The organism is Rhodoferax sp., assembly GCF_012927445.1.
Taxonomy (GTDB): domain Bacteria; phylum Pseudomonadota; class Gammaproteobacteria; order Burkholderiales; family Burkholderiaceae_C; genus Rhodoferax.
This window is the reverse complement of the sequence record NZ_JABBPD010000002.1, coordinates 249,504-267,405: the sequence shown is the minus strand read 5'-3', so window position 1 is coordinate 267,405 and position 17,902 is coordinate 249,504. Positions and strand designations below refer to the sequence as shown.

General features: G+C 57.4%; 13 protein-coding genes and 2 tRNA genes. 2 read left to right on the top strand and 13 right to left on the bottom strand.

What is annotated here, in order from left to right; genetic code table 11:
* Position 1: 1 nt before the first annotated feature.
* Positions 2-820 carry a 5'/3'-nucleotidase SurE gene (surE, locus tag HHJ17_RS03935; protein WP_296498213.1) on the bottom strand — a complete coding sequence of 273 codons (819 nt, stop codon included), beginning with the start codon at positions 818-820 and terminating at the stop codon, positions 2-4.
* Positions 821-944: 124 nt separating this feature from the next.
* On the opposite strand from surE, the gene HHJ17_RS03930 reads away from it, so the two are divergent.
* Positions 945-1,919: an NADPH:quinone oxidoreductase family protein gene (locus tag HHJ17_RS03930; protein ID WP_296498211.1), complete on the top strand. Its 975-nt coding sequence runs from the start codon at positions 945-947 to the stop codon at positions 1,917-1,919.
* Positions 1,920-1,926: 7 nt separating this feature from the next.
* Here HHJ17_RS03930 and HHJ17_RS03925 read toward each other — a convergent pair whose 3' ends face one another.
* The 4 genes from HHJ17_RS03925 to HHJ17_RS03910 all read right to left on the bottom strand — a co-directional run bounded on the left by HHJ17_RS03925 (position 1,927) and on the right by HHJ17_RS03910 (position 7,129).
* Positions 1,927-2,706, bottom strand: coding sequence for a 5'-3' exonuclease H3TH domain-containing protein (locus tag HHJ17_RS03925; RefSeq protein ID WP_296498210.1), 780 nt, complete (start codon positions 2,704-2,706; stop codon positions 1,927-1,929).
* Between the two features lie 13 nt (positions 2,707-2,719).
* Positions 2,720-5,464, bottom strand: coding sequence for a DEAD/DEAH box helicase (locus tag HHJ17_RS03920; RefSeq protein ID WP_296498207.1), 2,745 nt, complete (start codon positions 5,462-5,464; stop codon positions 2,720-2,722).
* A gap of 308 nt (positions 5,465-5,772) precedes the next feature.
* Positions 5,773-6,651: a pirin family protein gene (locus tag HHJ17_RS03915; protein ID WP_296498205.1), complete on the bottom strand. Its 879-nt coding sequence runs from the start codon at positions 6,649-6,651 to the stop codon at positions 5,773-5,775.
* A 70-nt stretch (positions 6,652-6,721) separates the two neighbouring features.
* The gene (locus tag HHJ17_RS03910; protein ID WP_296498203.1) at positions 6,722-7,129 is read right to left on the bottom strand and encodes a DoxX family protein; all 408 of its coding nucleotides are present in this window, start codon (positions 7,127-7,129) and stop codon (positions 6,722-6,724) included.
* Between the two features lie 89 nt (positions 7,130-7,218).
* Here HHJ17_RS03910 and HHJ17_RS03905 point away from each other — a divergent pair, with 89 nt between their 5' ends.
* Positions 7,219-8,157 carry a LysR family transcriptional regulator gene (locus tag HHJ17_RS03905; RefSeq protein ID WP_296498202.1) on the top strand — a complete coding sequence of 313 codons (939 nt, stop codon included), beginning with the start codon at positions 7,219-7,221 and terminating at the stop codon, positions 8,155-8,157.
* 422 nt (positions 8,158-8,579) lie between these two features.
* Here the strand turns inward: HHJ17_RS03905 and HHJ17_RS03900 are convergent, their stop codons facing one another.
* The 8 genes from HHJ17_RS03900 to HHJ17_RS03865 form a co-directional block, all read right to left on the bottom strand.
* On the bottom strand, positions 8,580-11,681 hold the full coding sequence (locus tag HHJ17_RS03900; protein ID WP_296505034.1) for an error-prone DNA polymerase: 3,102 nt from the start codon (positions 11,679-11,681) through the stop codon (positions 8,580-8,582).
* Between the two features lie 9 nt (positions 11,682-11,690).
* Entirely contained in the window at positions 11,691-13,013 is a 1,323-nt protein-coding gene (locus HHJ17_RS03895; RefSeq protein WP_296498609.1) for a DNA polymerase Y family protein, read from the bottom strand.
* Positions 12,952-13,776: a translesion DNA synthesis-associated protein ImuA gene (gene imuA / locus HHJ17_RS03890; RefSeq protein ID WP_296498607.1), complete on the bottom strand. Its 825-nt coding sequence runs from the start codon at positions 13,774-13,776 to the stop codon at positions 12,952-12,954. The genes HHJ17_RS03895 and imuA overlap by 62 nt, the downstream gene beginning before the upstream one ends.
* A gap of 305 nt (positions 13,777-14,081) precedes the next feature.
* Positions 14,082-14,157, bottom strand: a tRNA-His gene (locus HHJ17_RS03885).
* Between the two features lie 30 nt (positions 14,158-14,187).
* Positions 14,188-16,125: a SurA N-terminal domain-containing protein gene (locus HHJ17_RS03880; protein WP_296498643.1), complete on the bottom strand. Its 1,938-nt coding sequence runs from the start codon at positions 16,123-16,125 to the stop codon at positions 14,188-14,190.
* Positions 16,126-16,188: 63 nt separating this feature from the next.
* Positions 16,189-16,264 (bottom strand) — tRNA-Val (locus tag HHJ17_RS03875).
* Between the two features lie 15 nt (positions 16,265-16,279).
* Positions 16,280-16,552 carry an HU family DNA-binding protein gene (locus tag HHJ17_RS03870; RefSeq protein ID WP_296498605.1) on the bottom strand — a complete coding sequence of 91 codons (273 nt, stop codon included), beginning with the start codon at positions 16,550-16,552 and terminating at the stop codon, positions 16,280-16,282.
* Between the two features lie 234 nt (positions 16,553-16,786).
* Positions 16,787-17,872, bottom strand: coding sequence for a tartrate dehydrogenase (locus HHJ17_RS03865; protein WP_296498604.1), 1,086 nt, complete (start codon positions 17,870-17,872; stop codon positions 16,787-16,789).
* Positions 17,873-17,902 lie beyond the last annotated feature (30 nt).

The window sequence follows — 17,902 nt, the reverse complement described above, 5'->3', positions numbered from 1 at the left end:
GTCATGTAGGGGTGCTCGAATGCGGGGCGGAAGACTCAGTCGGCTCAATCGTCTGTGGCGAAGACGCCGCCAGCCGGGCCGCCGTCTGGGCCCAATAACCCAAGTGATCATGGTCCGTCAAATCCACCTTCAACGGTGTGATCGACATGTGGCCCTGCGCGGTGGCATGAAAGTCGGTCCCTTCGGCCTCGTCCATGACCGGCCCCGCCGCGCCAATCCAATACATCGTGTCACCACGCGGACTGACTTGGGTAATCACGGCTTCGGCCGCATGACGCCGCCCGAGCCGACACAGCTTCACATGACCGACCTCGTCAAAGGGCAAGTTGGGAATATTGACATTGAGCAGCCAAGGACTGGTGCCGATCAGGTTTTGACGCGCCATCTGCAAAACCAGATCACGCGCCTTCAGCGCGGCCGACTCCAGATGTCCCCAATTTCTTTCAACCTGAGAAAATGCAATGGCCGGGATGCCAAACAGGAACCCTTCCATGGCCGCGCCCACGGTGCCGGAGTAAATCGTGTCATCGCCCATGTTGGCACCGTTGTTGATACCCGAGACCACCAGGTCAGGCCGATAGCCCAGCAGTCCGGTCAAGGCAATATGCACACAGTCAGCCGGCGTGCCATTGACATAGCGAAACCCATTGCTGGCGCGGGTGACATACAGCGGGGAATGCAGGGTCAAAGCGTTCGATTTAGCACTGTTGTTTTGTTCCGGCGCGATCACTTCGACATCGGCCACGTCTTTCAGGGCTTCATACAGCGCTACGATGCCTGGCGCCTGATAACCGTCGTCATTGCAAATAAGAATTTTCATATTCAACCAGAGTTCGTGTGGATTGTAGGTGGCTGATCCGCTCCTGCCTGCAGCGTCACAAGTGGGACATTTTTCACCGCGACTAACCTCTATCATTTGCCCAACTAATTTGGAGATTCCCCCCATGCATGCCTGGCTTTGTGAAAACCCCGTGGGCGTTGACGCCCTGACTTGGACAGAAATGCCCACGCCGCAGCCGAAGGCGGGCGAAGTGCTGATTGAAATCAAGGCGGCCAGCCTGAATTTTCCTGATTTGCTGATCGTGCAGAACAAGTACCAGATGAAGCCAGCCTTGCCTTTTGTGCCCGGCTCGGAGTATGCGGGCGTTATTCAGGCCGTGGGCGACGGCGTCAGCCACCTGCAAGTAGGTCAACACGTGGCCTGCCTGTCAGGCACGGGCGGCTTTGGCACGCACACCCTGGCACCAGCGGCACTGTGCATGCCATTGCCAGCAGGTTTCCCTTTTGTCGATGCCGCCGCCTTCATCATGATTTACGCCACGTCGTACCACGCGCTGGTGGACCGGGCGCAACTCAAACCAGGTGAAACCGTGCTGGTACTGGGCGCGGCGGGCGGCGTGGGTACTGCAGCTATACAAATCGCCAAAGCTTGTGGGGCCCGGGTGATTGCAGCAGCCTCAAGCGACGAAAAATGCGCCTTGTGCAAGTCAATCGGAGCCGACGCCACCATCAACTACGCGACCGAGAACCTGCGCGAAGCCATCAAGACCCTCACCGAGGGCCATGGCCCCGATGTCATCTATGACCCGGTTGGCGGCGACTTCACTGAGCCCGCCTTCCGCTCCATTGCCTGGCGCGGGCGCTATCTGGTGGTCGGGTTTGCCTCTGGCCCCATTCCGACAATGCCTCTCAACCTGGTGCTACTCAAGGGCGCCTCTATTGTGGGCGTATTCTGGGGCGACTTCGCGAAACGCGAACCCCAAGCCAATGCGGCCATGATGATGGAATTGTCCCAATGGTACGGTCAGGGAAAAATAAAGCCCGTCATTGATCGCACCCTGCCCATGGCCGAACTCAAGGCCGCCTATGCCCACATGGGATCAAGAGGCGTCATGGGAAAACTGGTCATGGTGAACTAACCTACCACTAGTCATTTGAGTCCACTCTCTGATTCTGCGACAACATCCTCCAGGTCAACCCAAGCGGCATATCGGTCTTGAATGACACCAGTTTTCTGGAAAGCCGCGCCATCTCAACCCCTTTGCGCAGATTGGCGCCAACTTGCCCCGCGACCTTGTCGGCGTTTGATATCACCCGGTCCAGATTGCCATTGATGCGAAGCAGTCCGGCTGCGGTTTTGCTACCGACCTTGTCCACACCAGGAATGCCGTCCACAGCATCACCCATGAGGGCCAGCAGATCGCCCATCTGAGATGGATTGACACCAAATTTCTCCAGAACATAGGCCGGATTGCGCCAAATGCCTTTGAAGTGATCATAGATGCAGATCTGGTCACTCGGCAGCTGCAAAAAGTCCTTGTCGGTCGACAAAATGATGGCCCGATCTGGGCACGCCATGCACCATTTCTCAGCCAGAGCGGCAATAGCATCGTCGGCCTCAATGGCAATCCAGTGCAAACCGATGTGCTGCAACTCTTGCTTGATGGTCAGCAAGCCGTCTCGCAAGAGTACCGGCATGGGTTTTCGGTTGGATTGGTAGTACGCATAGAGATCATGCTTCCACGTACGACCACCATGGTCAAAAACCGCAACGGCGTGTGTCGGACGGTGAGTCTTGAGCGCGCGCTTGAATGAGGCCAAGCTTGATTTGATGGTGTCCGTGACCTTCTCTTCACTTTCTGGCCCGGGAACGGCCTCATGGATGCGCCTGATGATGTTCATCGCATCAATAATCAGTAGAGACATCTTGTGATCACGCCTATTTGAAAGTTTTCATGCCGTGAAGTGTAGTAACGATGCCTGCTTTCTTTTCAGTCAAGACACCGAGAGGTGCCAGTAAAGCATCCAGATCGGCTTCGCCAAACTTCAGTGCGCCCACCGCATCGTGCCCTAGCACGCTGTTGGCCAGCGCCAGTTTTCGCGCCTGCAATTCCAGCATGCGCTCCTCGATACTGCCTTCCACCACAAGCTTGTAGACGAACACAGGCCGGTCCTGACCGATGCGGTGGGCGCGCGCGGTCGCCTGCTCTTCCACGGCTGGGTTCCACCACGGGTCCATGTGAATCACCGTGTCGGCGGCGGTCAGGTTCAGGCCTATGCCGCCAGCTTTCAGGCTGAGCAAAAGTACAGGTACTTCTTGCGCCTGAAACCGCTGCACCAAGCTGCCGCGCTCCTTGGTCAGGGTCTTGCCGGTCAGGCTGAGAAACGGCAACTTCAGTGTCAGCAGTTGTTCTGCAATCAGTTCCAGCAGCTCGGTGAACTGCGAGAACACCAGCACGCGGCGGCCTTGTTCCACCAGCGCCGGCAGCATGTCGGTCAGCAGCTCCAGCTTGGCGCGCTCCATTGTGGGGCCAGGCTTGCTGCCCTTGACCAAGTGCGGGTCGCAGCAGACCTGGCGCAGCTTGAGCAGCGCGTCCAGGATGCTGATCTGTGCGCCGTTAAAGCTTTGGCGTTGCAGCACGCGGCGCACCTGAACATCAGCCGCTACGCGCACACTCTCGTACAGCTCGCGCTGCCGACCTTGCAACTGCACGCGTTTGATGACCTCGGTGCGCGGTGGCAGTTCGCTGGCCACGTCCTGTTTGCGTCGGCGCAGGATAAAGGGGCGCACGCGTTGGGCCAGCAGCGCAGCGCGCAGGGTTTCGCCGTTCTCCTCGATCGGCTTGCGCCAGTGGGCGGCAAAGTGGCGGGAATCGCCCAGAAAACCGGGCATCAGCCAGTCAAACTGTGCCCACAGCTCGCCCAGATGGTTTTCCATCGGCGTACCGGTCAGGCACAAGCTGTGCCGGGTCTGCAGGCGCCGCAGGGCGCGGGCGCTGCGGCTGCCAGCGTTCTTCACCATCTGCGCTTCGTCCAGGATCACCAAGTGAAAGTGCTGCGCGGCCAGCGCATCCATGTCGCGCCACAGCAGAGGGTACGTGGTCAGCACCAAATCGTGGGTGGGCATCTGCACAAACAGCGCTTCACGCTGCGGCCCTTGTAAGGTCAACAGGCGCAGGCTGGGGGCCATGCGTTTTGCTTCTGCCTGCCAGTTGAAGATAAGGGATGTGGGCAGCACCACCAGCACCGGCAGATTCAAGCGACCAGCTTGTTTCTCAAGGAGCACATGGGCCAGCGCCTGCGCAGTTTTGCCCAGGCCCATGTCGTCGGCCAGTATGCCGCCCAGGCTGCGTGCGCGCAGGTATTGCAGCCAGGCCAGTCCCTCCAGCTGGTAGGGGCGCAGTTGCACTTGCAGGCCTTCGGGCGCAGCCACCGCTTGCGGCGCGCCCAAGACCTTCAAGCGTTTTGCCAAGCTGGCCAGGCCCAGATCGCCCTCCAGTTGCCAGGCGTTGTGCGAACCCACGCGGTGGGTATCCAGCAGGCTGGCACGCAAGGCGTCGAGTCGACGCGCTTCCCATGCGCCCAGGCGCAGCAAACCCTGATTTTGATGGCGAAGCGGGTCGGTCAGCAGGTCCAGCATCGCGCCGATGATGGCCTTCAGTGGGGCGACCGGCGCATCGATGCGCTTGCCACCCGGCGCGCGCAAGGACACGATGGCCAGATCGTCAATGGCGGCGATTTGCGCCGCGTTGAGCCAGCGGACGTCGCGGCGCAGCAGGTCGGCCAGCATGGGTGCCAAGTCGAGTGTTTGGCCATCAATCTCGATGCCCAGGCTCAGCAACCAGGCCCCTTCACGTTCAGGGAGTTGCAGCTTTTCGACGCCGCGCGCGGGTTTGACCAGCGGACTGTCAAGCTCCTTGCCCAGCACCTCACCGGTGTCCGGGCTCACCACCAGCCGCCAGCGTTGCACCGTGACACTCTCGTGGGCAAAGCCCGGTAGTACGGTAACCAACCAGCCTTGGGCTTGCAGATGAGGCACCTGGTCTGCCCAAAAGTCGCCAAAAAACTCTTCTTGCGCCAGTGTCCACACCGAGCCCAGCACCGGGCTGCGGTCACGACTGCGCCATTGGAAGGAGCTTTCTGCCAAAGGTACAAAGCTCATACCCCACACAAGCTCCATGGCAGCGGCTTCGGCGGCCAGGTCGCGCTGCATCCGCACCACGGGGCCACCGGTGTGGAACAGTTCCTGAATAAAAGGCTGACGATTGTTCAGGATGGAGGTGGGGGCGGACGTTTGCCAGCGATCTCCCGCCTCTGTCTGATAGGTCCAGTCGAACTGGGCCAGGGTCACGCTGTCCCCGCGGGGGCCGAGCTTGCCTTGGGGCTTAAGGCCCAGCAGTCCATGGCCACGGTCCAGGGTTTGAAGGGTGATGCGGGGGCGGAAGTGGCCGATGACACTGTTGCCAGACACTTCAACGAAAGGTAGTGGATCAGCAGCAGGTGGTTTGTCCAATCGCAGCATGGTCATCACCCGACTTGCATCTGCATCGGCCAGGATGGGCAGGTTTTTTAAGGTGGCTGCATCAGCCTTGCGCCGCAGCGCCTCAACCCACATCGCAACCGTGCGAGCACGCGCGTCAGCACCGGATGGCAGATTCAGGGGGTTGTTGCGAAGGTGCGTCATGTGGGAATTGTGCCGCGTGACTGAACCCATTGATGACGATAGCGACTGGGATCAGGCCAACTTGAGCTTTCGAGAAACTCAAATTCAATGATTGGCTTGTCGGCCAACAGTCATCCGTGTTCTCGACCAGACAAGCCAGAGTCATTCAACCTGCGAGACCAGATATTCCAATTCGTGGTCAGAAACGAAAAGGAACCCGTTATTTACGCTATTTGCAGGGAAAGACTAGCTGGACCGCCCAAACCATTGAGGCCAAGTCGCTAGAAACGAGCGCTTGATCAACCTCAGTGTTCCAGGCATGGTGGCCATTAGGCGATTTCCCCCAGCCGTCCGTCGCGGAAGTCGCTCAGTGCCTGGTAAATCTCGTCCTGCGAGTTCATCACAAATGGGCCATACTGAACAATAGGCTCTCCCAAAGGCTGGCCTGAAATGAGCAGCACCCTGGCGTCAACGCTGGCCTCGATCACAACACCATCGGCCTGGACGTCATTAACCAGGATGGCCATGCGCTGCACCGGTACGGCCTTGCCAGCAACGTTGACCTCACCGCGGTAGACATAGATAAAGGCGTTGTGGCCAGCGGGCAGTTGCTGCGCGAACCGTGCGCCAGCGGGCAGGTGCAAGTCGAGGTAGTTCGGCTGCGTGGTGTCGCGTGTCACGGCACCACTGATGCCGTGACTTTCACCCGCAATCACCGTCACGGCCACGCCTTCTTCAGTCACAAATTTTGGCAGGTCAGCGTTCTTGAAGTCGCGGTACCAAGGGGTGTTCATCTTGTCGCGTTGGGGCAGATTCAACCAGAGCTGAAAGCCCTCCATCACGCCTTCTTCCTGCTGCGGAATCTCGGAATGGATCACACCTTTGCCGGCTGTCATCCACTGCACGCCGCCGTTTTCCAGCAGACCCTCGTGGCCGGCACTGTCACGGTGCAACATGCGCCCGGCAATCATGTAGGTCACGGTCTCGAAACCGCGGTGCGGGTGGTCGGGAAAGCCGGCGATGTAGTCGTCAGGCTGGTCGCTGCCAAAGGCATCGAGCATCAGGAAAGGGTCGAGCCGATGCTGCAGGTTCTGTGTCAGCACGCGGGTCAGTTTGACACCAGCGCCGTCGGAAGTTGCCTGGCCGGCAACCAGCCGCTCCACAGTGCGTGATACTTGAACATTGTGCTTGTTGATGGTGGTGTTCATTTGCAGTTCCTTCTTGAAGCAGGGTGCTTGGCAACACCCTGCAGGGTTCATCAGTTATTCGAGGGTAGGTTCAAGCGCGACGTGAATCAAGACTCCATGCGCCAGCGCCGTTGGCAGCAATCGCCAGCAAGCCACCGACCACAGCGATGTTCTTGAAAAACAGCAGTTGCGTCACGAATGCCTGGTCAGCCGGGACGGCCCAGTAGGCGTGGAAAAAGAAGCTGGCGACCAGCGTGAACGCAGCCAGAACCAAAGCAGCGATGCGGGTCCCAAAACCGGCCAACAGTGCCAGGCTACCGACGATTTCAACGATCAGGGCCATGGCGGCCGCCATGGTGGGCAGCGGCAAGCCTACCGACGAGATGTAGCCCACGGTGCCGGCAAAGCCGGTGAGCTTGCCGATGCCGGCGGGCAGGAACAAAGCGACCATGAGCAAGCGGGCAGCCAGATTGAGGGGGTTTTGCATTGAGTTTGACATGATGGGTTTCCTTTAAAAAATGAGACAAACACTGTGTTTTACGGTGGATGTAGTTTATTTGTCATCAATCACTTTGAGAATCCCCTTGGATGGATATGATTGATCCCATGATGGAACAATCGAACGCAGCGATCGACCCCAACGACCTGCTTATCTTTGCCAGCGTGGCCGAGTTTGGCAGCTTCAGCCGCGCTGCCGAGCGCATGGGGTTGCCTAAATCCACCGTGTCGCGCCGGCTGGCCGCACTGGAACACCGCTTGGGCGAGCGCTTGCTCTTGCGCACCACCCGGCGCCAGTCATTGACCGAGTTCGGCCTGCAACTGCTTGAGCATGCGCGTCAGGTGGTGTCTGAGGTAGCGGCAGTGGCGGCGCTGAGCGAGCGTCGCCAGGCCACACCAAGCGGACGCTTGCGTGTTTCCATGCCCAGTGACTTTGCCAACCTGCTGTTGGCCGACACCTTGGCCGCGTTCATTGCGTTGTATCCGTCTATCCAGCTGGAGCTTGATTTGTCACCGCGTCGGGTTGACCTGCTGGGCGAAGGCTTTGATGTGGTCCTGCGCATTGGGAAACTGCCGGACGATGCCTCGCTGGCAGCACGGCGCCTGGCCGTATTTTCTTTCGGCTTGTACGCTGCCCCCAGCTATCTGGCCGAGCACGGGGAGCCCGCTGACCCCGATGATCTGGTCCGGCATGCGGCCATCAGGATGCTGCAAGCCAATGGTGAGGCGGCGGCCTGGACACTGGAACAAGGTGAGCAGCGTTGGCAGGGCATACCGCCCGGCAGGGCCAGCGCCAATGCGCCCGAGTTACTGATCAGATTGGCGTGCGCCGGTGCCGGGATTGCGGCCGTGCCAGATTACTTTGCCGCACCTGACGTGCGCCGCGGCGCGTTGCGACGGGTGTTGCCGAACTGGTGCCTGCCCAGCCATACCGCCTGGGCGGTGTTCCCGGAGCGCAAGCTGATGCCGGTCAAGACACGGGTCTTCATTGACATGCTGCAGACTGCGTTGTCACAGGTGCCGGCTTGAAGCCGGGCATCGCAGCCTGCGCGTGTGCGGGCGTTTATCGATCTGGTGGTGGCGCGCCTGTCAGGTGAAGGGGCCTTCGTGCTAACGGCCAAGGAACTCGCCTCTGCGGAGTCGGCTGGGCAAAAGGCCACCAGTCGTCGCCGATAACGTTTGTTCACGTTGAGTCTGGAAGTTACTTTCCGCTTCTGAATCGCCGCCATCGCCCCAACTACTTTCAAGGCCCGGATTGAGTATTGGGCACGTTGTTTAACGTCATGTGCGGCGACAGACTGGTCCCCTGACTCTCTCAATTGGCGTGTCGTGAAACTGTCACTGGTGAGCGTCGGCCACCATTGAGCGGTTGAATCCAAGCCGCAAACTAGGCATTCGGTTTGTACTGGTGACTGACAGCAAGTGTTAAAGGTGATCGAAGCCAAGAAATTTCAATGAAAGTCCCGACTCGGTGCAGTGAGCCGCCCCAGCAAGTGCGTTAAATCAATGAAGTGCTTGGCAATCAGATTGCGCACTTCGCCTTCGCGCTGCCAAGTCCCGTAAACGCCCAGCAGTTTTGCATTCATCAATTCTTTGCGCTGCTGTTCCCGCACCCCTTTCCAGACGATGACTTGCACGGCGCCATCTTCGTCCTCAAGCGATACGAAAATCACCCCTTTGGCCGTTTCAGGCTGCTGCCGAAGCGTCACGATGCCGCAGGCCCGCACCAGTCTTCCATTCGAAAAGTCATGCAATTCGCGCGATGACTTGAACCGCATGGCAGTCAATCGACCTCTGAGCAGCGCAAGCGGATGCCGCCTAAGCGAGAGGCCCAACGCGGCGTAGTCAAAGACGATTTCTTCCCCTTCGGGAGCCTCGGGCAGTTCAAGAATATTTTCTTCCACAGGGGCATCACGCAGCAACTCGGGTGGCGCATGCAGTGCTGCAGCATCCCAGACCTGCTGTCTTCGATGGCCGGACAGACTTGCCAGAGCATCAGCTCCGGCCAAAATTTTCATTTCATGCTGCTCCAGGTTCGCGCGCCGTGACAAGTCCTCGGCACTTTCAAAGGGATGCTGCGCGCGAGCGGCAACGATGCGCTGTGCGGATGCGCTCTTGAGCCCGGAAATCAGCCGCAAGCCCAGGCGCACCGCCGGCTCGTGTGGCAAGTCTTCGAGGGTGGTGTCAACATCACTGAACATCACGTCCACAGCCCGCACGTCCACCCCATGCCGCCTTGCATCTTGCACCAGTTGATTGGGGGAATAAAAGCCCAAGGGCTGCGAGTTCAGCATCGCGGCCAGGAACGCCGCGGGCTCGGCGTGTTTGAGCCAGCAGCTGGCGTACACCAGCAAGGCAAACGATGCGGCATGCGACTCGGGAAAGCCGTATTCTGAAAAGCCCTTAATTTGTTCAAAAATCTGGAGCGCGAACTCCTTTTTGTAACCGCGCGCCGTCATCCCATCCACGATGCGGTCATAGTATTTTTCGAGCCCGCCTTTACGCTTCCAGGCCGCCATCGCCCGGCGCAAACCATCCGCTTCGCCTGGGGTGAAGCCGGCGGCCAGGATACTGACTTGCATGACCTGTTCCTGAAAGACCGGTACCCCAAGGGTTCTGCCCAGCGCTTCCTCCAGGGCTGCACTGGGGTACGACACTGTTTCCTTACCTTGCCTTCGGTTCAGATACGGGCTCACCATGCCGCCCTGAATCGGGCCTGGTCGGACTAGCGCGACCTCAATCACCAGGTCGTAAAAGCACCGCGGCTGCAACCGGGGCAGCATGCTCATCTGCGCCCGTGATTCGATTTGAAACACCCCCACCGTGTCGGCTTTGCAAATCATGTCGTAGGTGTCCGGGTCTTCCACCGGAATGTCTTGCATCTGGAACTGAAAGCCGCGGCGCATGCTGACGAGTTCAAGTGACTTGCGAATCGCCGTGAGCATGCCCAAAGCCAGCACATCCACCTTGAGCAGGCCCATCGCATCCAGGTCATCCTTATCCCATTCGATGACCGTTCGGTCTTCCATGGACGCAGCTTCTATGGGAACCATTCTGGAAAGTGGCCCCTTGGTGAGCACAAAACCGCCAGGGTGCTGTGAAAGATGCCGCGGGAACCCCATCAATTGCCGGGTGAGTGACATCAGCTGCCGGACGTCCAGGTCATCAAGCGAAAGTCCCAACTCGTTTAGCCGGTCAGCGTGTATCTCTCGTCCATCCCAATGACGATGGGATTTGCCCAGCTTTTCCAGTAGCTCCAAGTCAAAGCCCAGTGCCTTTCCGACGTCCCGGATTGCTGACTTGGGTCGATACGAAATCACCACGCCAGTCAAGGCAGCTCGGTCTCGTCCATATTTCTGGTACAGGTACTGAATGACTTCTTCCCGGCGCTCGTGCTCAAAGTCGATGTCGATATCGGGCGGCTCATTGCGCTCTTTGCTGATAAACCGCTCAAACAACACACTCATGCGGGCCGGGTCCACTTCCGTCACCCCCAGGCAATAGCAGACAGCGCTGTTGGCGGCGGACCCTCGCCCCTGACAAAGAATGTGGCGAGACCGCGCGAAGGCGACGATGTCGTAGACAGTCAAAAAATATTGCTCGTAATGCAGCTCACAAATCAGCGTCAGTTCGTGCTCAATCTGATACTGTACTTTGGCGGTCATGCCACCGGGCCAACGACGGCCAGCGCCTTCATAGGTCACCCGGCGCAGATACGACGCAGGGGTCTGACCGGCCGGCACAACCTCCTGCGGGTACTGGTATTTCAACTCATCCAGAGAGAAATGACACCGGTCAGCCACCTTGAGTGTCTCTGTCAGCAGGTCTTGCGGGAACGCCTGCGCCAGCCGCAAACGGGTGCGCAGGTGCCGCTCCGCGTTTTGTTGCAAGTCCAGGCCGCATTCCGTGAGAGGCTTGCAAATTCGTATGGCCGTCATGACATCCTGCAGCGGCTTGCGCGAACGAACGTGCATGTGCACATCGCCGACCGCCACGAGCGAAATGGCAGTTGCGTTGCTGACTTGCCTGAGCTTGTACAGCCAGATTTCATCATCCAGCGTGCGCAGCTGTTCAACACCAAGCCAGCATCGGCCGATGAAGTGCTGCAGGGTCCATTGGCCAATGGCCAGGAGTTGTTCAGGGGTACTGCCGCGGTCGGGTGACACGACCACCAGGCAATCGGCCAACTCCTTCCCCTGCAGCTCGTCTTGCCGCAAGCGGTACGTGCCCTTTTTCTCGGATGTTCGCCTCAAGCGAGTGATGAACTCGCACAGATTGCCGTAGCCGTTCAGGTTGCAGGCCAGGATGACCAGATTGAAGGGCTTGTCACACTCGACTTGAAACTGTGAGCCAATCAGCAGGTTGAGTCCAACTGCCTTGGCCTCGACATGCGCGCGCACGATGCCGGCCATGCTGCATTCATCTGTCACGGCCAGCGCCGAGTAGCCCAGAGCGTTAGCGCGCTGAACAAGCTCCTCAGGCTTACTGGCACCCTTGAGGAAGGAAAAGTTGGAGAGGCACCGAAGCTCGGCGTAATGGGGCAGTACGGACATTGTGCTGACTCACGCAAAAAGCCCATGCAAATACCAGGACGCAATTTCGTCTTTTGGCAGGCGCTGCTGGAATATCCAAAGAGTCCCCGCATGCTGGCTCAGCGCCACCCAGTAGTCGCGCGCGACATTCAGGCTGCGTTGGCCACTGCCCTCGGTGTCCTTGACGCGATGCCACCAGCCGCCCTCGACGCGCTCCGGGCCCAACAGCAATTGCAGCGGCCCCTGATACAAGGGTCGCTCGTCCATGACGTCCAACCTCAGCGGTGTTTTGAGAATCCAGGTCGGCTGCGGTCCCGGCACCTGGCGTACTTTCGTGGTCGGCCTTTTGGCGTCCATCGGTTGCCAACGGTTCATCCATTCCATGCGGGTGTCTTCAGTCAGCACGGGCCGCAGCACGCGTTTCTTGCCGAGGCGCGCCTCGATGCGCTCCAGCACCAGTTCAACCGCTTCCCCAGTGGCTCGGGCATCGGGCAACAGGGAGCGGCTCTCTTCAATGATGGAAGTGACCTCAGTGGCGCTCAGGACGAGGTCACTGGCGGGTGCCAACAATTGCACCTTCGCCAGGTTTTCGGTCAAGAGGCGGCACAGGTGCTCCACGCTCTGGGTTGACTGCGCGGTGCGAACGGTGATTTCGCCGCCGTCGCCAGCGTCCCGGGTGCGCATCGTGTCATGGCACCAGTGCAGAGTGAAAGCGGTAACACCACAATGGCGTGCCGCAAGCCATCCACCCAGCTGCACCAGCAGGCGACGGGCACCGAACATCAGGCCGGGTGCCGTGTCGACGCGACCAGGCAGCTCTAACTTCGCAGAAAACGTCTCAGGCAATGTCACCCAGGGGTACCCCTCGGAGCGCAATCCGTAGGCTTGGTCCAGCGCCAAAAGCAATTGGCTATCGAAGCGCCGACTGATACCGCCTCGGGGCAACTTGCGTACATCGGCCAGTGTTCTGCATCCCAATCGGGCCAAAGTGGCGCCATGGACATTGACGGCATCGATGCACTCAAACGGCAAGGGGTCCAGCACCTTTGCAAGCGGTCCGGCAAAACCGTCGCGGATGCCTACGCGTGCGCAGGCCAGTGCAGCCAGGCTGGTTGGGGCCCAGGCTAGCCGTGAGACCCCGAGTTCCGAGGCACCTTCCTCCACGAGCTGATGCATGTGGTCTTCACCGCCAAACAGGCGCAGGCTCTGCTCGACCTCCAGCAATACCGTTTGGTCCTTCTGTGCCACACGAGGGGTGAACTGAAGGGCCCAAACAGCAACGCCGCAGGGGTCAATGCGCAGCGAGCTGTCGCCGGCGTTGTCGAGTAACAGCGCTGCCCAATACATGGACATGGGAGGCCTCCGTCTTTGCAATTAACTGGCTCGGGTGCATCAACCGCGGTGTGAGCACGCTTGCCAGCGTTCCCGGTATGGAAGACAGCACGATGGTGCCGTCCAACAAAGCACCTTTGCGTTTCAGAATGTGGACGTGAAGCGCCCAGTCATGGCCGAGAGTCGTCAGCACACGTAACGGCGCCGGTGACGCATCAAGCTGTGCCGCCGCTGGTCGAAAAAGAAAAACCGGGCAGTCACAGGATTGGGCATGCACCTGCAACCGGCGAAGTTGCTCAGCGCGCACTTGGGGCAGCCAGGCCAGAATGGCACCACCACGTGGATTGGCCTTCACAAGCTGCTCGGTGCACCACAAGCGTTCGGCCGGGGTGTCGGCAGCAATCCAGACCAGGTTCTTTTCTGAAATACCCAACTTCACCAGTCCAGGTGCATGCGGGCGTTTGGGTGGGCCTACCAGCAAAATTTGACCGCCGGAAGCTACGAGTCGCGCCAATGCGGGCGAGAGCAGGCGCCACTCGCAAAGAGACGGTTGCGGCTGCAGCAGTTCGGTTAGCGAATTACATGGCCAGCCACCGCCAGGCAACTGCGCATCAAGGCTGTCGAATCCGGTTGCAACGACGGTTTGATTAGCCTGACCAATGTCTGTACCGCGCCAAATGGCCTGCGCAACATTGCCAGGAAGTTGTCCGACTTCAAACGGCGGCGACGACACAGCACCAAGAGGTGGTGCGGCGCTCACTGTCCATTGACGTGCTGTAGACATTGAGGTCCTGGCTATTGCTGTATAAAACAACAGTATATCCAAATCCACCAAGTAATCAAAACTTTATGCTCAGCAAGCTCCGTTTGACATCAGAACAAGTCATCCGTCGGGTCGCTGGGTTTCGGTGCTGGCAGCTTCGATTCCCTCTTGGGCGCTTGGGTATGGGGAAGGTATTTGTCAATTGCTTTCACAGGGGCTGCTCCACAGGTTTGTGTTACAGGCTGTGTGACAACTGAGCAGTCGCCAAAAGCAAAAGAGCTTGATTCCCTAGGAAATCAAGCTCTTAGCACGTTAAAACGAAATTTTGGGGTGGCTGATGGGGCTCGAACCCACGACAACAGGAATCACAATCCTGGACTCTACCAACTGAGCTACAGCCACCGTAAGCTTTATATTATAGCGCGCTAGAGTTTACTTTGAAGCAGCTACTGATAAATCTATTGAAGTCCGCGCCGGACGTGCAGCCATGATCTCAACTTTGAAAGTTTCTTTAAGAAGATTGTAATAAGCTTGATTTTCGGCACCGATCCACCACTGGGCATATTGGGCGCGATCTTGCTTGGCGGCGGACTCCGTGGGCGTCGGACGCGGCACAATCTTATTGATCTTGACGATAGCGTAACCCTGGGCGCCTAAATCAACACCAACAAAAGCAGGCAAAGCTGAAACATCCGCCCGCAAAGCAGCACTCAAAACCTGCGGTGGAATATTTTGAGACTGATCGCGCGACACGACCAGTGCCGTCGGCATAAGCGCTGAGGCAGGCGCGGCCTTCCAGGCCAGCAGTTTTTCCAAACCTTGTTTCTTAGCAAGCTCGGCAGCATGCGCAGCAACGACACGGTCACGTACAACACTGCGCACATCAGTAAACGGGATGGTCCGCGCCGGAGTGTATTGGGTGATTCGAGCAGCCGTTAACTGATTCGGCGCTGTTTCAATTGCTTCCGTATTCCGTTTTTTCTCAATTGAGTCAGGTCCGAAAATCGCAGCCAGAAATTTTGCATTCGCCAATACACCTGTCGCGCCAGGCACAGGATTGCGGGTCAAATTGGCAGCTGACTTGATTTCCAGCTTGAGCTTCTCAGCAACTGGCTTCAGGCTATCAGACTGTTCATAAACACCGTTAGTGAAAGCCTCGGCTGTTTCGGCAAACTTGCGTTGGGCTTGCTGCGCCTTCAGGTCCGCCTCAATACTGGCACGCAACTCCTCAAAGCTGCGCTGCTTGGGTGTTTTGACCTCGGTGAGCTTGATGATGTGGTAGCCAAAATCAGACTCAACCACTTCACTAATATCCCCTTTTTTCATGGCAAATGCTGCAGCTTCAAACGGTTTGACCATCGCGCCACGCGCAAAAAAATCAAGATCCCCACCATTCGCGGCGGATCCGGTATCTTGCGAGTTCTTCTTGGCAACTTCAGCAAAACTGTCAGGCGATTTACGCACTACTTGCAATAATTCCTCAGCACGTGCTTTGGCTTTTTGACGATCGGCAGCAGAGGCGTCCTTGCCCGCATTGATCAAGATGTGACTCGCACGCCGCTCTTCATTTCCACTGAGACGAAGCGCATTTTGGTCGTAATACGACTTGAGGTCAGCCTCATTGATAGAGATGCTCTTTTTTACCGCTTCCAGGTCCAGCACAACATATTCAATACTGGCCTGCTCGGGCGCCTGGAACAACGCCTGATTGGCTTTGTAAAACGCATCCAGTTCGGCCTCGGTTGGTGCGACTTTTGACGCAAACTCGGAAGTCGTGAAGCTGGCGATCTGCACTTCACGTTTTTCGAAAAATGCATTCAATGACACATCGGCGACGCTTGCCGCAGAAAAACCTGTGCTGATCACGCCGGCTTCCACCTGACGGACCGATAAATCTTGGCGTACACGGGCTTCAAAGCCTTCAGGCGTCAAGCCCTGACTGGCGGCCAATTGTCGATAGCGCTCCATGTCCAGTTTGCCATCAGGCAAACGCAGCGATGCAATGGTGGGGTTCTCCTGCAACTCGCGGGCAAGTCGTGCATCGCTGGTCGTCAGTTTGAATTTGTCAGCAGCTTGGGCCAGAACCCGTTCGCGCACCAGTCGCTCCAGGGTGGCATAACGGGCTTCCGGAGAATCCAGCAGTTTGGCATCCAGATTGGGCATTGAAGCGCGCAAACGGTCAGCTTCCGATTTGTGTGCCGCATCCCATTCGCCCTGGGTAATCTCATGCCCACCTACCCGAGCTACAGCCAAGCCATTTTCTCGAGATCGGTTATAGCCATCAATACCAAACAACACAAAGGAAGGGATGATCAGCAGAAACATCACGAACATCATGATCTTCGTGTGCTTGCGGACAAAATCAAACATGCGCGAACTCTCCAGAATATAAACAAAAAAGGCGAACATTTTGTTCGCCTTTGCTTGGGTGGGTGGTGGGTGATGACGGGCTCGAACCGCCGACCTACGCCTTGTAAGGGCGCCGCTCTACCAACTGAGCTAATCACCCCACCTAAACCTGCTATCAGTTCAAAGCATCCTTCAACGCTTTGCCCGGACGGAATTTTGGCACTTTGGCCGCTTTGATTTTAATCGCATCACCAGTTCGGGGATTGCGACCCACGCGTGCTGCACGTTTGCCGACAGCAAATGTACCAAAACCAACCAGCGATACAGAGCCGCCTTTTTTCAGTGTGGTCTTGACAGCACCAATCGTTGCTTCCAGAGCCCGGGCAGCGGCTGCTTTGGAAATATCTGCATGCACTGCAATGTGCTCAATCAGTTCTGTTTTATTCACAAACAACCCCTAGTATAAAAACAGAGTTAATCAAATTAACTCTTTAAAAATTCTTGCAATTACTGATGATGCATGCGATTGACGCAAGGGCCTTGACTGTGTCAATACTACCTGCAGCTTTACAACAATGCGGTGGTAAATTCTAGTCGGTTTTCAGACGCCCACCTGTTCTATCCAAGCTGATTTTTTCGATTTTTGAATAAAGTTGTGATTTAAAAAATCTCGACCAACTCGTTAAAGCGCACCTGCAATGGCGAGCCCTACATCTTTCGTACTGGCTGTTCCGCCCATATCAGGCGTGAGAGGTGCCCCACTTTGGGGATCGAGAACTTTTTCAATGGCAGCCAAGACAGCATCATGTGCGTTCTTGTATCCCAGATAGTCCAGCATCATGGCGCCACACCAGATCTGACCGATAGGATTTGCGATGCCCTTGCCGGCAATGTCGGGGGCCGAGCCATGAACTGGCTCAAAGAGTGAAGGAAATTTGCGTTCAGGGTTCAAGTTGGCACTGGGCGCTATCCCAATAGTCCCCGTGCAGGCTGGCCCCAAGTCACTCAGGATGTCGCCAAAGAGATTACTAGCGACGACTACATCAAAAAAATCGGGACGCTGTACAAAGTGTGCAGTGAGGATGTCAATGTGAAATTTATCCAGCGTGATGCCGGGGTAGCCTTTCGCCATTTCAATCACACGTTCATCCCAATACGGCATCGTGATGGCAATGCCATTGGATTTAGTGGCGCTGGTCAGATGCTTTTTGGGACGCGACTGGGCCAACTCGAAAGCGAACTTCAACACACGATCAACGCCAATACGGGACATCACGGTTTCCTGCATCACGATTTCGCGCTCAGTGCCCTGGTACATGCGCCCACCAATACTGGAGTATTCACCTTCGGTGTTTTCACGCACGATGTACATATCGATTTCGCCGGGCTCACGCCGACTGCCATCTCGTCGCACCACAGGCGCAATGATGCCCGGCATCAAGCGTGCAGGGCGCAGGTTCACATACTGGTCAAACTCGCGGCGAAACAGCAACAGAGAGCCCCACAGCGAGACATGATCCGGAATTTTTTCAGGCCAGCCCACCGCGCCAAAGTAGATGGCGTCATGACCTCCTATCAAATCCTTCCAGTTGTCGGGCAACATTTTTCCGTGTTTCTCACAGTAGTCCCAACTGGAAAAATCGAAATAATCAAACTGCAAGTCGATGCCGAATTTGCTGGCAACAGCATTCATCACCCGAATGCCTTCGGGCATCACTTCCTTGCCGACTCCATCACCGGCGATGACTGCGATTCTTTTCTTGCTCATGTCGATTCATTCCTTGCTTAACGGGCATAA

Bases quoted from the DNA above. Each gene is read 5' to 3' on its own strand.
- surE (WP_296498213.1), bottom strand. From the start codon at position 820: ATGAAAATTCTTATTTGCAATGACGACGGTTATCAGGCGCCAGGCATC.
- HHJ17_RS03930 (WP_296498211.1), top strand. From the start codon at position 945: ATGCATGCCTGGCTTTGTGAAAACCCCGTGGGCGTTGACGCCCTGACT.
- HHJ17_RS03925 (WP_296498210.1), bottom strand. From the start codon at position 2,706: ATGTCTCTACTGATTATTGATGCGATGAACATCATCAGGCGCATCCAT.
- HHJ17_RS03920 (WP_296498207.1), bottom strand. From the start codon at position 5,464: ATGACGCACCTTCGCAACAACCCCCTGAATCTGCCATCCGGTGCTGAC.
- HHJ17_RS03915 (WP_296498205.1), bottom strand. From the start codon at position 6,651: ATGAACACCACCATCAACAAGCACAATGTTCAAGTATCACGCACTGTG.
- HHJ17_RS03910 (WP_296498203.1), bottom strand. From the start codon at position 7,129: ATGTCAAACTCAATGCAAAACCCCCTCAATCTGGCTGCCCGCTTGCTC.
- HHJ17_RS03905 (WP_296498202.1), top strand. From the start codon at position 7,219: ATGGATATGATTGATCCCATGATGGAACAATCGAACGCAGCGATCGAC.
- HHJ17_RS03900 (WP_296505034.1), bottom strand. From the start codon at position 11,681: ATGTCCGTACTGCCCCATTACGCCGAGCTTCGGTGCCTCTCCAACTTT.
- HHJ17_RS03895 (WP_296498609.1), bottom strand. From the start codon at position 13,013: ATGTCCATGTATTGGGCAGCGCTGTTACTCGACAACGCCGGCGACAGC.
- imuA (WP_296498607.1), bottom strand. From the start codon at position 13,776: ATGTCTACAGCACGTCAATGGACAGTGAGCGCCGCACCACCTCTTGGT.
- HHJ17_RS03880 (WP_296498643.1), bottom strand. From the start codon at position 16,125: ATGTTTGATTTTGTCCGCAAGCACACGAAGATCATGATGTTCGTGATG.
- HHJ17_RS03865 (WP_296498604.1), bottom strand. From the start codon at position 17,872: ATGAGCAAGAAAAGAATCGCAGTCATCGCCGGTGATGGAGTCGGCAAG.